This is a genomic window from Bradyrhizobium sp. ISRA442, from assembly GCF_038085055.1.
Lineage (GTDB): Bacteria > Pseudomonadota > Alphaproteobacteria > Rhizobiales > Xanthobacteraceae > Bradyrhizobium.
In genome coordinates, this window is the sequence record NZ_JALGCN010000024.1 from 1 (window position 1) to 13,385 (window position 13,385).

Below are 13,385 nucleotides of genomic sequence, written 5' to 3' on the forward strand. Positions count from 1 at the left end.
TCAGCGATCGAGCGGCAGAAAGCATCCCCCGATATTCGGCGTTAGTTACTGATCCGAACGAACACTCATCCTGCTCATGATGCAATGGTATGACTGAAGAGAAGATGATGGTAATCAGTCCGGCAATTGGAAGCGCGAGCAGAATTGAAAGGACGATATTCTTGCGTGACCAGTTCATTATTCAACCTTCGCGGGAGGCTGTTAATTCATTCCTAAATCCGGAATATAGTGCGCATCAGTTGGCTTACTCGATAGCTCAATCGCCTATTTTTGGCCGCATGATCATGCTGTGCGGACAGACATAACGAGAACGCTGGTGGACCTCTCCTCATTTAAGGGAGCGCTCACTCCTTGAGTAATTTCCAAAAATCACGGTGTGCAAAACGTGTGCAGTCGTCGCCCGATCATCAAAATAGCCTATTACTATAGGCCGTTTTGAATACGCCTCCACCTTCACACGGAAGGGTCCATGGTTCGATCCCATGTGCGCCCATCATTCAGCTTAGATTTCAAGAGTCGTTGAAGGCTCCCTGCCGAGGCGTGCCGACGTCCGCTTTACCCCCGCGGGCAGAAATCAAGCAGCCGACCGACATAGTCAGCTAAGGGCCCAAGAGTCGACACCAGGGATTTGCGATCGACCCACAACCGGGGGGCTGGTCGCCTGGAACTTCCGCGACCGGAGGCTGTTGTAGCGCACAGAGGGTCTCGTGCATGGACGTGGTCGCGCACGTTCGCGGTTTGGATGCCGCTCCATCGGGCCGAATTTCTCCCGTGAACTCACACAACGAGTGGGACACGCTGGAGGAAGTGATCGTCGGAAGGCTTGAGGGTGCGGTCATCCCATCCGATCATCCGGTCGTCACCTGCAACATTCCGGGCATGGCAGCGCGTGCTCAGTCGCTGCTCGCAGGCTTTCGTTACCCAAGGATCATGATCGAACCGGCGCAGCGTGAACTTGATGGCTTTGTTGCGCTGCTACAGTCGCTGGGCATCGTCGTAAGACGGCCGGACGCTGTCGACCACAGGAAGCGCTTCAGCACACCGGGATGGTCCTCGCGCGGCTTCTGCAATTCCTGCCCGCGCGACAGCATGCTCGTGATCGGCGACGAGATCATCGAAACCCCAATGGTTTGGCCCTGTCGCTACTTCGAGACGCAGTCTTATCGTCCGATCCTGAAAGACTATTTCCAACGTGGCGCGCGGTGGACGAGTGCGCCCAGGCCGCAACTGTCGGACGAACTGTTCGACCCTGACTTTCGCGTTCCGAAGAAAGGCGAGCCGATCTCATACATTCTCACCGAATTCGAACCGGTCTTTGACGCTGCCGACTTCTTTCGCTGCGGGCGCGACTTGTTCGTGACCCGCAGCAACGTCACCAATGCGTCCGGCATTGAATGGCTGCGTCGTCACCTTGGCGACGGTTATCGCATCCATGAGATTGAGAGCCGCTGTCCGAATCCAATGCACATCGACACCACCATATTGCCGCTTGGGCCCGGCAAGATTCTGATCAATCCCGAGTACATAGACGTCGACCATCTTCCGGCTGTCTTGAAAGGGTGGGACATCCTCGTAGCTCCCGAGTCCGACCCAATCACCGATCCTGTACTCAGGATCACTTCACTATGCGGGAAATGGCTCAACATGAACGTATTGATGGTCGATGAGAAGCGCGTCATCGTAGATCCGCATCATACCGCAACGATGCGTGCGTTTGAAAATTGGGGATTCGAACCGATTCCCTGCAACTTCTTACACTATGCGGCGTTTGGTGGTGCCTTCCACTGCGCTGCTCTCGACGTCCGACGGCGTGGCACGTTGGAAAGCTACTTCTGAGCCGACTTCCAACAGGCCTCATCGCAGCATCTTCAGTCCGATGATGCCCAAAAGAATAAAGCCGATGCAGGCTAACCTAAGCAACGTCAGGGGCTCATTAAATAGATAGATGCCGAGCGCCGTGGTGCCAACAGCGCCAATGCCCGTCCACACCGCATAGGCCGTACCGACCGGCAGCGACTTAAGGGCGAGTCCGAGGAACCCAAGGCTGGCCGCCATAGCGACGACCGTGCCGATTGTTGGCAAAAGGCGCGCGAAGCCTTCCGTGAATTTGAGGCCGATCGCCCAGGCGATTTCGCACAGGCCAGCAATGAGCAGAAAGAGCCAGGCCATGGGAATACCTAAAATGCTTGAACCACGAGCAATCTCTCTCTTTCGATATGCTCCAAATCAATGCTTTGAAAATCTGCAGTAGGCATCGGGGCAAGCTGTCCCAAAGAGATCGAGCATTGCTCCCAATGCCGTCTTGGTCGCCCTGCGTAATTTCAACGCCGCATGCTAACGGCCTTACTGACGGGCTTGATGGGCGCCGGATTCATGTTCCACTGTTTGCTGAGGCTCGGTCGATCGCGTCAAACTCGGTCTCACTCAAGCGCCAGGCGAGTGCATCGAGATTGGCCCTGGCGTGATGAGGTTTGGTCGCGCCGGGGATGGGGATCACGCGACTGTCGCGCGCCAACAGCCAGTTCAGCGCGACCTGACTGATGCTGGCGTCGTGCGCGCGGGCAATTTCGGCGAGACACGTCAGCAGCGCTTTCGTGCCCCTGCTGTCCGACGGCCGCGTGAGGCGGCCAGACGCAAGGGGAAAATACGCGACCAGTGCCACATCGAGCTCACGGCAGGCTTCGAGCACGCCATTTGTTTCCGCTCCTCGTCGGAGCAGGCTGTAGTTGACCTGATTGGCGGCGAGCGGAACGCCTGCCCTTGCGAGGTGATCGGCGATGCGGCGCATCTGGTCCGCATTGAAGTTTGCCACGCCGACCGCGCGTGCCTTGCCGGACTTCACCGCTTCGACGAGCCCTTCGGCGAACCCTCCCACGTCGATCAGGGGCAACGGATAATGGACATAGTACAGATCGATTGTCTTGAGGCCCAGGCGCGCAAGCGAACCGTCCAGCGCGCTCATCAGGCGGCGCGGCGAGGTTCGGCCCGGAAAGGGAAGGAATTTCGATGCTATCACCGCGCGTGTGGGACCTGCGCGCAAGCAGTCGCCCACGACGCGCTCCGAGAAATAGATCTCAGCGGTGTCGATCATGCACGGGCCAGCGTCGTGAATGGTCCTGTATGTTTCCAACACGGCCCCACGATCGGCACGCCGCCACTTGTTCGTGCCGATGCCCAAGGGCAGCACATGGATGCCGGTTCGACCCAAGGGCCGCGTATCATGATCTGCGGGCATCGCTGGACCTCACACAAGGAGAAAGCGCCGTTGGCTGGTTGGCGTAATGGCGCTGGCGTTTCAAGGTTACGCCGTAGCGACTCTGGCCGCATCATCTTCTGCGGCTACGTCCTGCCGGCGCGCACGTCAAAAAGGCGGCCGCTCGGGCCGCCTTTTTCCTCGTCTTCGCGTCGAAAGGGATTACTGGCAGGGATGTAGCCGGCCGTCCGGACCCTTGAACATGGTGCCGGGCGTGCAGGCAAGGCTGTTGTGGGCGGCGTAGGTCTTCCAGTCGCGACCGCCATAGCCGTAGCCATAGTAGTTGTAGTTGCTATTGTCGAAGGCTCGGAAGGGGGCAGTTGCGATCGCCCCCGCGGTCGCGACGGCGCCGCCCACGACATTGCCGGCTACCGCAGCGGGCCCGGCAGGCCTGCGATACACTGTCCCGCTCGGCAAGGCAGCGTTGGCGTTACGGATCCGCTGGCTGCGGTAGGTCGCGTGACGCTGAACGTGGCGCTGGCCTTTAGCGAGAGTTTGGGATCCCGTGGTCTGGGCCTGAGTATGCCTCGCACCCTTGGCCATTGTACCCTCGGCCATCGCCGGGCTCGCGAGCGCGGAGACGACAATGGCCGCGGTGCCGAGGATGGCAAGACTTGCAGTCTTCAGTCCTGTCATTTGGACGCTCCCTTTTCTGTGATTTGTGACCGAGGCAAGCACCGAGGACCGACGGATGTTCCGCGCCGCTTCTCAAACCGATGTGATCGAGCACTTCAGTTTCCGGGAACTTGGGGAAGTCCGCTCAGGCGGCACAAGCTGACAAAATGTTCAGTAGGTTCTCTGGAGGAGGATGGCGGCTTCGGGGGTCAAAGGCGCATCGAGGAACCCAGCGGGTTGGATCCCCTTCACCCGCAACAGCGGACCTCAACGAGCCTCACTCTCAACGAGCCTCACTGCGGCCAATCCTTGTAGAGCGTGATGCCGATCATGATCAGCGAGCCGATTGCGACCGCCACCGGACAGATAAACGGCAGCTCTTCCAGCACGCCAATAACGACCGCCCGGACGCGGAGAGTTCTCTTCATATGCGCAAAGCGCCAGCCTGCCGCACCCATCGGACATCTCCGGTTGGCCCCCAGCAGTGGTGGTCTCACTCTTCAGCGCGAAGCGATCTTCGGCTATTGCCCATTCGGATGTATCTCTAGATCAAGGTGAAGGAACCCTTGCACGTCTCGCGTCGGCGTTGCTCTCAGACGGCGACGTTGAAGCCGACTTGGCTGCATCCCGGCCTTGGGCCAACTATGTACAGGAGACGAGACTGTCGGCATCGGGTAATGGCGCCAGCTTTGCTCCCTTGTGCGCCCACCATTCCTGACCAGCTCTTTAACGCCGGCGTCGTCATCGTCCGCGCAAGGCAATCACCGCAAGCGCATCGCTACGCAATCGACAGAATCTCGACCTCCTGATTGCCCGAACCGGCGACGTCGCCGACGGCTTTGCCGATCAGGGATTTTGCGACCGGAGAGACGAAGGAGATCGACCCGGCCTTTGGGTCCGCTTCATCCTCGCCGACGATGCGATACGTCTGCACGCGGCCGTCAGCCCGGCTGAACGTCACCGTGCTTCCGAAGGCAACGGTATCGGTCGACGCTGGATGGGGAATCACCTGGGCGGTGCGGAGCCTCTCGACGAAATAGCGCACGTCACGCAAGGGGACCGCCGACTGCCGGCGTTTTTCATTGACGTCTTCGATCTGCTGCGCGGCCTCATAGGCCTCGCGTGCTTGGCGAAGCTGCAGCTCCAAGGCCTGCAATCCCGATTGCGTCACCAGGTTGGGATGAGGCGAAATCGGGCGATCCGGCAACAGCGTCTCGGACGCGGTTTCGGCACTCTCTTCTTTGGTAAAGGCGACGCTCAATTCCAAGACCCCATCGACTGCTTTTGGGGATTGTAGCGAACCTAGATCTCGAGGTCGACGTATCGGCGCAGCTTGAAGACGATATCGGGCAGCGCTTGACGGAACCGTGTCGCGTCCCGGAACGTGGTCGAGAACGGCGCGAACGTGATCATGGCGTTCCAGTTCCGGTAGCCGTAGACCGTGATGGAGACACCGGACGCCGGAAAACCTTCTATCTTGCGCAACTCGCCGAGCACGAGATCGGCAATCGCTTCCGCAGGCAGCCGCCGCTTGCCGCCCGGTTGCGTCACGATTTGAGCCGGCGGCTCGATCAGTTTCGCGGGCGCAACTGCGCCATTGGACGCATCCTCGCGCCTCGGTGGCACCGCGTCAGCGATTTGCGCCGCCACCGCTTCCAGGCCATTCGTCGGCGCTGTTGGCGGGGCTTCGTCGAGAGGAGGCGGTTCGACGTTGTCCGCGCGCTTGCCGCCCCCCAGGATGCTGCTGATCATCGCCACAAGGCCAGCATCCTTCGCATCATCACTCATAACCGTCCCCTGGGCTTTGGCCTACTTTAGCACCGCGAGCGTAGACCGCCGCAAGGTATGCAGATCTGCATCTGACAAAGCTCTCCAAACCCGCGCTCTGACGCTCGATCGCGCCGGCGCCGTTGCACGATCCGCTACCGCTTATCGAACGGAATGTAGTGCTGGTACTGCCTCGGTACCGAGCTGCGATAGCGCGCCGGAACGGTGCCAGTGTCGATCGAATGATCGATCTCCTGCCGCAGCGTCATCTTCTTCTTCGCCGGCTTCTTCTCGGCGCTTTTCTTCGCACCGGTCGAAGGGCTTGAAGAGTCAGTGGTTGCGCTCGGCGGCGTCGCTGCCGCCGGCGCGGAGGTCGCCGCCGGTGCCGTGGTGGCCGCATCTGCCGGTGCAGTACCGCCCGCGGCAGGTGCGCTCTGAGCCAGCGCGATCGGGGCTTGCAGAACGAGGGCCAGCGCTGCCGTCGCGGCGAACAAATATGATTTTTGCATCAGAGCCTCCAAATGCCTGATCCGAGTGAGGGAAGCGTAGTCCCGCGGGATCAGCAAGTGCAAGCCGGGTCAGGATGGGCCGGAACCCGCACGCGAACTGTGCCCGAGATCACATAGCCGGGCCCCGCCTGCGTCATGATGGGCGTCACATCTGAACGCACCGGGCTCCGCGCGCAACAAAGAAGGTAAGACCGTGCATCGGGCGAGCCCCGGAAACGCTGACATGGCCCGCCAACCCGTACCCGAAGGAGATTGAAATGCGTCGTACCGTCCTGACCCTCGCGTCATTCGCTACGCTGCTTGCCGCGACATTCTCGGCGCCGGCACAAGCCGCAAACGACAGATACTGCCTGCAGGGCCGTAGCTGGGGCTATCCCGGTAACTGCCAGTTTGTCAGCTATCAGCAGTGTCTCGCCGCAGCCTCCGGTACGTCTTCCTATTGCGGCATCAATCCGCACTACGCGTTCGCGCAGCGCTACTCCTACTGATGATGCAGCGGCGTGCGCTCGCGAGCCTTCGCGCGCGCCACACGTCTTGCCGCCTTAGTCACTCCCACTCAGGCCGACCTCCTCCAGCCGCGCGGCGAGCCAGAGCGAGAGTGGCGGATCGATGACGCCGCCCACATAGACCTCCGACATCGTCACGTTGCGCTTTGCCAGCACGAGCAAGACGCCGGCCCAGTATGCGAACCAGATAAGCGGATCGGTCATCGCCTTCAGCTTCTGCTGATCGTGCTCCATTGACGTGTGATTGCTCGCCTTACGCACCTCGATGGCGAGCAGGTTGTTCGGGATCTCGCGCTGATGCACGACGATGTCGGGATAGATCGACTTGCCGAGATGGTCGTCGGTCGAGATGATCGTGCCGTGCGGCAGAAGCAGCGTGCGTTCGCCGAGCCGGTCATAATTGCAGTCGACCGCCCAGCCCCGAAATTGCTTCTCCAGATGCATGGCGAAGCGGTGGGTGATGGTGCGCTCGCCGACGTCCTTGTCGAGCAGAAAGGTCTCTTGCGCGTAGAAGTCCCGAAGCGCCGCCACCATCTTGTTCAGCTCGGTCTGCATCGCGCTCCTCGACCCCGGCGCTCTCCTCTAGCTGTCCCTACATCTGCACTTCGATCAGCCGCGGTCCGGGTTCGGCGACGGCTTCGGCCAGCGCCTTGTTGAACTCGTCGACATTGGTCACGGCGCGGCCGGGCACGCCCATGCCCTTCGCCATCGCTACGAAATCGAGGGTCGGCCGGTCGAGCCGCAGCATGTCGTTCGCGCGCTGGCCGGGCTCGCCCGCACCGACATTGTCGAACTCGCCGCGCAGGATCTGGTAGATGCGGTTGGCGAACACGATGGTGACGATGTTCAGGTTCTCGCGCGCCTGGGTCCAGAGCGACTGGATCGTGTACATCGCACTGCCGTCGCCGACCATGCAGATCACCTTGCGGTCCGGACAGGCGATCGCAGCGCCGATCGACAGCGGCGTGGAGAAGCCGATCGAGCCGCCCATGTTCTGCAGCCAGTCATGGGGAGCCGCGGCCGCCGTCGGCGGGAAGAAGCCGCGACCGGTGGTCAGGGATTCGTCGACCAGGATGGCATTCTCGGGGATCGCGCATGCGATCGCCTGCGCGATCGAGGCGAAGGTCAGCGCGCCCGTCGGCTTGACCAGTTCCTGCAAGGGCTGCGGCTTGACGTCCTTGGTGCTCGCATGCAGTGCGCCGGCGAGCGCTTCCAGTGCCACGACCGAGTTCTCGCCCCAGGAGGTCATGCGATGAACCTCGCAGCCCTCGGGCTTCAGCATGCTCGGCTTGTTCGGATAGGCGAAGAACGCCACGGGATCGTCCGCCTCGACCAGCACGATGTGACGGAACTTCTCCAGCATCGGCAGCGCCTGCTCGATCACATAGTGGATGCGATCGATCGAGAAGCGGCCGCGGCCACGCGCCATCTTCGGACGGAAGGTCGGGCCCATCACGGAGCAGCCGGTCTTGCCGGCGATGCGCTGGGCCAGCGCCAGCCCGTGCTCGGTCAGCGCGCTGCCGGTCATCAGCAACAGCGTGCCCTCGCCGTCACCGTGCAGGATCCTGGCGGCCTTCTCGACCGCCTGCGGCGAGTAGCTCGCCCGCTGCTTCTCGGCCGGCACCTCGGCGACTGCATCCGCCTCGTTCCAGGCAGTGTCAGCGGGCAGGATCAGGGTCGCGATCTGCGGCGGCGCGCTTTTCGCGGCGGCGATCGCCGCGGCGCCGTCGGCGGCAACCGATTTGGAGTCCGGCGAGGTGCGGACCCAGGACGACATCGGCCGCGCCAGGCCCTCGATGTCGGAGGTCAGCGGCGCATTGTAGCCGATGTGGTAGGTGGCATGCTGGCCGACGATGTTGACGATGCCGGAATTCGCCTTCTTGGCGTTGTGCAGGTTGGCAAGGCCGTTGGCGAGGCCGGGGCCGAGATGCAGCAGCGTCGAGGCCGGCATGCCCTTCATGCGGAAATAGCCGTCGGCGGCCCCCGTCACCACGCCTTCGAACAGGCCGAGCACGCAACGCATGCCCGGCACGCGGTCCAGCGCCGCGACAAAATGCATCTCGGACGTGCCGGGATTGGTGAAGCAGATGTCGACCCCGCCCTTGACCAGCGTCCGTACTAGACTTTCCGCACCGTTCATCATTCAGCTCCAGCAGCCGGTAATTTCCAGCGTTACGCCCCGATCAATCATTGTTTGCGCGTCTCGTCAAAGCAATAGCGGGGATGGCGGCCCTGCCCCGCGCGACGATGCGCCGTCTTGGCTAATGCTTTTCGGCAAATTGGCGCGGGTTGCGATTTGGTAACGCCAATCGTCAAGGGCGGCACCGCTCACGGGGCCGTGGCTTGCGGAACGGGCGCAAATATGGCCTCTGGTTGTATTGGAACGATTTTCATTTTGCTGGGGGGATACCATGAACCGGTTGTTTGCCGCGCCGATTGCAGCCGTCGCATTCCTGACGGCCGGAATGAGCGGCGCGCTCGCGGAAGAGTTCGATTCCCGCGACATCATGGGCGGCGGCCCGAACTTCTTCCGCGCCGGCGTGAGTGCAATCCCGCGCACCACCGTGGTCTATACCGGGACTTACGCACCCGGCACGATCGTGGTGAACACTGCGGAGCGGCGGCTTTACCTGGTGCTGCCGAACGGCCAGGCGCTACGCTACGGTATCGGTGTCGGCCGCGATGGCTTCCGCTGGGGCGGAGTGCACAGGATCACCGCCAAGAAGGAGTGGCCGGCTTGGACGCCGCCGGCGCAGATGCTGGCGCGCCGGCCCGACCTGCCGCGCCACATGAAGGGCGGTATCGAAAATCCGCTCGGCGCGCGCGCCATGTATCTCGGCTCGACGCTCTACCGCATCCACGGCTCCAACGAGCCGGAGACGATCGGTCAGGCCGTCTCCTCCGGCTGCTTCCGCATGACCAATGAGGACGTCACCGATCTCTACGGCCGCGTCTCGGTGGGCACCACCGTCGTGGTGCTGAATAACTAGGCGCAAGCGCGCGGCGGGAACCCGCTCGCCGCGTGGATTTGCGGTCTTGTGTGCGGCTTGCGAATACGGCAGCGTCGGATAACGATGAGCGCCCCTCTCCCGCCTTCGCCTGTCACACGCATCGCCCTCGTGGCGCTCGCAGCCCTAGCGCTCGCCGGTGACATCGCTACCATCGCGAGCGCGGGCGAATTGCCCGCGATCGCCTCGCGCCAGCGCACCGAGAAGAAGAGCTTTACCGACGGCGAGATCGTCGAGGGCTTTTTCAAGACCGCCTTCGGCGCCGAATACCATCTCGCCGGCCGCGTCGACCGCATCCGCAAGTTCGACGGGCCGGTGCGCGTCTATGCCGAGAGCGACCGCACCGACCGCAAGGCGCAGCTCGCCAGAATCGTGGCCGATATCGGCGCCCGCGTGCAGCATCTCGACATCGCCATGACCGACGCCAGCGAGGCTGCGAATGTGCGCGTCAAGCTCGTGCGCGACCGCGACCTCTATCGGACCATTTCAAGCTTCTACGGTGCGGAGAAGGCGCGCGAGATCCGCTCCTCGCTCGATCCGCAATGCTTGTCCGGTTTCCGCAAGAACGACAATTTCGAGATCGAGCATTCCGACGTCATCCTGACCGTCGACAACGGCGACTTCGTCTTTCTCGACTGCGCCTATGAGGAGCTCTTGCAGTCGCTCGGTCCGATCAACGACACCACGAGCGTGCCCTGGACCATGTTCAACGACAACGTCTCGATGGGCTATTTCGACGTCTACGACCAATACATCCTCAACCTGCTCTACGACCCCCGCATCAGGCCCGGCATGACCGTGCAGGAGGTCAGGGCGCTGCTGCCCGACGTGCTCGCCGATGTCAGGGCCTGGGTGAAGCGGGTGAACGAACTGAAGGAGTGAAGAGAAGGTGGCGCGAAGCGCCGGATGAGGGGATCTCTCCGCGAGCACTTCGTCGCGAGATGAGGTCGTGGAGAGAGACCCCTCACACCTTCCTCGCCTTCGTCATCAAGAACTGCTGGCGCATCACGTTGTTGCTGCGGTCAAAATACTCCGAGGTCAGCGCGTCGAACTCGGCGCGGAAGCTCCGCAGCTTGTCCGGTTCGTCCTTGTATTGGGCGACGAGCTTGATCACGGGGCCGATGGTTGCTTCCATCAGGCGGCGGAAATGTTGCGGGCTGAGCGCGGAGGGCGTCATCATGTCCATCTCGAAGCAAACATCCTTCACCTTGCCGGCAAGACGCTCGGCGACGATCTTCGGATCGCCCCACAGCACCGGCGAGGCCACGCCCTCGGGCGGCGGCACATGGCGCGCGATCAGCGCGAACATCCGACCGACATAGAGATGCGGCGGCCAGGTGGAGAAGGCGATGGTGCCGCCAGGCTTCAGCACGCGCAGCATCTCGGCGATGGCCACGTCGGGGCGCGGCGCGAACATGTGGCCGAACTGGCTGAGAACCACGTCGAACTCGGCGTCGCCATAGGGCAGGCTTTCGGCGTCGCCCTCCTTGAAGTCGACATCGAGGTTCACGAGCTGCGCATGTTCGCGGGCGCGCTCGATCAGGACCGGCGACAGGTCGAGCCCTCTCACCTTCGCGCCGCGGCGCGCCGCCGTGATCGCGACGACCCCGGTGCCGCATCCGACGTCGAGCAGCCTTTGACCGGCGGCAACGCCGGCAAAACTGACGAGCTTGGCCGCGGTCGGCGTCGTGAACACCTCAATCGGCGTGAACAGCGACCAGGCTTCTTTCTGGATCGCCTTGAAACCTGCAAACGGGTCGGACATGGAACTCTCCCTTCGCTTGACTCCCTCCTCCATGAGGCAAGCGACGGATACCGAAGGTTCAATGCGTGCCTGCGACACCCACGGCAGCTCACGTCATCTCGCGTCCGCGTACACTGTGGCGCGCGACACGCCGAGATGGGCCGCGATGATGTCCGAGGAGCGGCGGACCTGCATACAGCCGGCCTGACGCAATTCGCGCAGCAGAGTGCGGCGATCCTCCGTCGTCAATGCACGCGGCGTGGTGGCGCGGCGGGCGGCGAACCGGTCGATATGCGCGCGGATCGCCTCCGCGCCGACGGGGCTCAGCGACTCGCGCGGGCTGTTTTTCGCACCGACGCTGACGAACTGGCCGATGGCACTCTGCAAGCCCTGGAACAGCGTCAGGTCGACATTCAGACAGAGCGCGGCGACGTAGGCACCGTCCGCGTCCTTGATGCCGATCGAGGTGCTCTTGGCCTGCCTGCCGTCGGCAAAAGCGTTGGCGTAATTCGCGATCACCTGCGCGTAGTCGGGATCGGCGATGCGAGCCAGCCCAAGCTCGGTGGCGGGCTGGCCGACCTTGCGTCCCGACAGGTTGTTGTGAATGGCGAGGATCGCATTCTTGGGATGGGTGAGGTCGTGCAGCACGACTTCGCAGAACGGCGCGAAGGTGTCACCGAGCCCCTTCGCGATCTGCTCCAACTGCTCGAACAGCGCCTTGCGGTCTGCAGCGGCGCTACGCGACGTGGCGGGCTTGCGGCGGCTCATCGCCGTGCTCCTACTGCACCAGCTCGGCAACTGTCGTTGCGGCCTTCAACCCGGTGCCGGTGAGGACCGCCACGGTGGTCTCGCTCGCCTTGATGGCTCCGGCGCTCGACAGCTTGTCCAGCGCGGCCGCGGCGCTCGCGCTGGTGGGCTCGGCGAACAGTCCCTGCCGCGCCAGCCGGCGCAGCGCGGCGACGATGTCCTCCTCGCTGAGCGCAACGGTGCCGCCGGCGCTTTCACGCAGTGCGCCGATGATCTCGCGCAGGCGCAGGGGATGCTTGATGGCGGTGCCTTCGGCGATGGTCTTGTGCACCTCGCGCGGGACGGGCGTATCGACGCCGGCCTGAAAACTCGCATCGATCGGCGAGCAGTTCAACGGCTGGGCCGCGAACAGGCGCGGCAATTTTGCGATCTGCCCGGCCTTGAGCAGCTCGCGGAAACCGAAGGCGCAGCCGAGCAGGCTGCTGCCGGCGCCGACGGGGACGATGACGTTGTCGGGCGCGCGAAAGCCGAGATCCTCCCAGATCTCATAGGCGAGCGACTTGGTGCCTTCGAGGAAGAAAGGCTGCCAGTTGTGGCTGGCGTAGAAGGTCTGGCTCGACTGGCGGATGGCTTCGGCCTCCGACTCCTCGCGCGGGCCCTCGACGAGCTGCACTTCGGCCCCATAGGCGCGCACCTGCGCGATCTTCGCCGGCGACGTGGATGCAGGCGCAAGAATCTTCACGCGCATCCTGCCTGCGGCGCCGAGCCCGGCCATGGACGAGCCGCCATTGCCGGAACTGTCTTCCAGAATGGCGTCGACACCTATCTGCCGCAGGAAAGACAGCATCACCGCCGAGCCCCTGTCCTTGAAGCTGCCGGTCGGATTGAACCATTCGAGCTTGAAGAACGGGCGCAGCTCGCCCCACGCCTGCTGCACCAGCGGCGTGCAGCCTTCGCCGAGCGTGATCGGCTTTGCGATCTCGACCGGCAGCGCCGCCCGGTAGCGCCACAGCGATCGCGTGCGGCCGTCAATCTCATCGCGCGACAGCCCTGCCCCCGGCGTGACCAGCAGCGGCGTACGCTCGTCCGAGCACCAGCGCGGCTGATCCAGCGGATAGAGCTTGCCGTTGCGGGGGTCGATGTAGCTGGCGGACATGGCGTTCTCCCGAGAATCTGAACGATATGTCTGAATATAGACGTTTTGTCCAGATTGCCGGCGAGCTGGTCAGGATGACA

Annotated in this window: 16 protein-coding genes; 4 read left to right on the top strand and 12 right to left on the bottom strand. The window is 62.9% G+C overall.

Annotated elements, in window-relative coordinates; translation table 11 throughout:
- Positions 1-711: 711 nt before the first annotated feature.
- A complete protein-coding gene (locus MTR72_RS33165; RefSeq protein ID WP_280966331.1) occupies positions 712-1,836 on the top strand; it encodes an amidinotransferase in 1,125 nt (374 codons plus the stop codon).
- Positions 1,837-1,854: 18 nt separating this feature from the next.
- Here the strand turns inward: MTR72_RS33165 and sugE are convergent, their stop codons facing one another.
- From sugE to MTR72_RS33200, 7 genes are all read right to left on the bottom strand, one after another.
- Positions 1,855-2,169 carry a quaternary ammonium compound efflux SMR transporter SugE gene (gene sugE / locus MTR72_RS33170; RefSeq protein WP_280966332.1) on the bottom strand — a complete coding sequence of 105 codons (315 nt, stop codon included), beginning with the start codon at positions 2,167-2,169 and terminating at the stop codon, positions 1,855-1,857.
- 202 nt (positions 2,170-2,371) lie between these two features.
- Entirely contained in the window at positions 2,372-3,235 is an 864-nt protein-coding gene (locus MTR72_RS33175) for an aldo/keto reductase (protein WP_280966333.1), read from the bottom strand.
- Between the two features lie 180 nt (positions 3,236-3,415).
- Complete coding sequence (locus MTR72_RS33180; RefSeq protein WP_280966334.1) at positions 3,416-3,889, bottom strand: hypothetical protein; 474 nt, start codon at positions 3,887-3,889, stop codon at positions 3,416-3,418.
- A 272-nt stretch (positions 3,890-4,161) separates the two neighbouring features.
- Complete coding sequence (locus MTR72_RS33185; protein WP_280966335.1) at positions 4,162-4,326, bottom strand: hypothetical protein; 165 nt, start codon at positions 4,324-4,326, stop codon at positions 4,162-4,164.
- 320 nt (positions 4,327-4,646) lie between these two features.
- Positions 4,647-5,129, bottom strand: coding sequence for a transcription elongation factor GreA (greA, locus tag MTR72_RS33190; RefSeq protein ID WP_280971102.1), 483 nt, complete (start codon positions 5,127-5,129; stop codon positions 4,647-4,649).
- 41 nt (positions 5,130-5,170) lie between these two features.
- A complete protein-coding gene (locus tag MTR72_RS33195; RefSeq protein WP_280966336.1) occupies positions 5,171-5,656 on the bottom strand; it encodes a hypothetical protein in 486 nt (161 codons plus the stop codon).
- A gap of 134 nt (positions 5,657-5,790) precedes the next feature.
- The gene (locus tag MTR72_RS33200; RefSeq protein ID WP_280966337.1) at positions 5,791-6,144 is read right to left on the bottom strand and encodes a hypothetical protein; all 354 of its coding nucleotides are present in this window, start codon (positions 6,142-6,144) and stop codon (positions 5,791-5,793) included.
- A 257-nt stretch (positions 6,145-6,401) separates the two neighbouring features.
- Here MTR72_RS33200 and MTR72_RS33205 point away from each other — a divergent pair, with 257 nt between their 5' ends.
- Positions 6,402-6,632, top strand: a complete 231-nt coding sequence (locus MTR72_RS33205; protein WP_280966338.1) for a DUF3551 domain-containing protein — start codon at positions 6,402-6,404, stop codon at positions 6,630-6,632.
- 54 nt (positions 6,633-6,686) lie between these two features.
- On the opposite strand, the gene MTR72_RS33210 is transcribed toward MTR72_RS33205, so the two are convergent.
- The gene (locus MTR72_RS33210; RefSeq protein WP_280966339.1) at positions 6,687-7,205 is read right to left on the bottom strand and encodes a hypothetical protein; all 519 of its coding nucleotides are present in this window, start codon (positions 7,203-7,205) and stop codon (positions 6,687-6,689) included.
- A 37-nt stretch (positions 7,206-7,242) separates the two neighbouring features.
- Complete coding sequence (locus tag MTR72_RS33215) at positions 7,243-8,790, bottom strand: acetolactate synthase large subunit (RefSeq protein WP_280966340.1); 1,548 nt, start codon at positions 8,788-8,790, stop codon at positions 7,243-7,245.
- Positions 8,791-9,061: 271 nt separating this feature from the next.
- Here MTR72_RS33215 and MTR72_RS33220 point away from each other — a divergent pair, with 271 nt between their 5' ends.
- Together MTR72_RS33220 and MTR72_RS33225 are read left to right on the top strand one after the other, a co-directional pair.
- The gene (locus tag MTR72_RS33220) at positions 9,062-9,640 is read left to right on the top strand and encodes a L,D-transpeptidase (protein ID WP_280966341.1); all 579 of its coding nucleotides are present in this window, start codon (positions 9,062-9,064) and stop codon (positions 9,638-9,640) included.
- Positions 9,641-9,724: 84 nt separating this feature from the next.
- Positions 9,725-10,540: a DUF2927 domain-containing protein gene (locus MTR72_RS33225; protein ID WP_280966342.1), complete on the top strand. Its 816-nt coding sequence runs from the start codon at positions 9,725-9,727 to the stop codon at positions 10,538-10,540.
- An 82-nt stretch (positions 10,541-10,622) separates the two neighbouring features.
- Here the strand turns inward: MTR72_RS33225 and MTR72_RS33230 are convergent, their stop codons facing one another.
- From MTR72_RS33230 to MTR72_RS33240, 3 genes are all read right to left on the bottom strand, one after another.
- A complete protein-coding gene (locus MTR72_RS33230; protein WP_280966343.1) occupies positions 10,623-11,423 on the bottom strand; it encodes a class I SAM-dependent methyltransferase in 801 nt (266 codons plus the stop codon).
- Positions 11,424-11,516: 93 nt separating this feature from the next.
- Positions 11,517-12,170 carry a helix-turn-helix transcriptional regulator gene (locus MTR72_RS33235; RefSeq protein WP_280966344.1) on the bottom strand — a complete coding sequence of 218 codons (654 nt, stop codon included), beginning with the start codon at positions 12,168-12,170 and terminating at the stop codon, positions 11,517-11,519.
- 10 nt (positions 12,171-12,180) lie between these two features.
- A complete protein-coding gene (locus MTR72_RS33240) occupies positions 12,181-13,305 on the bottom strand; it encodes a threonine synthase (protein WP_280966345.1) in 1,125 nt (374 codons plus the stop codon).
- Positions 13,306-13,385 lie beyond the last annotated feature (80 nt).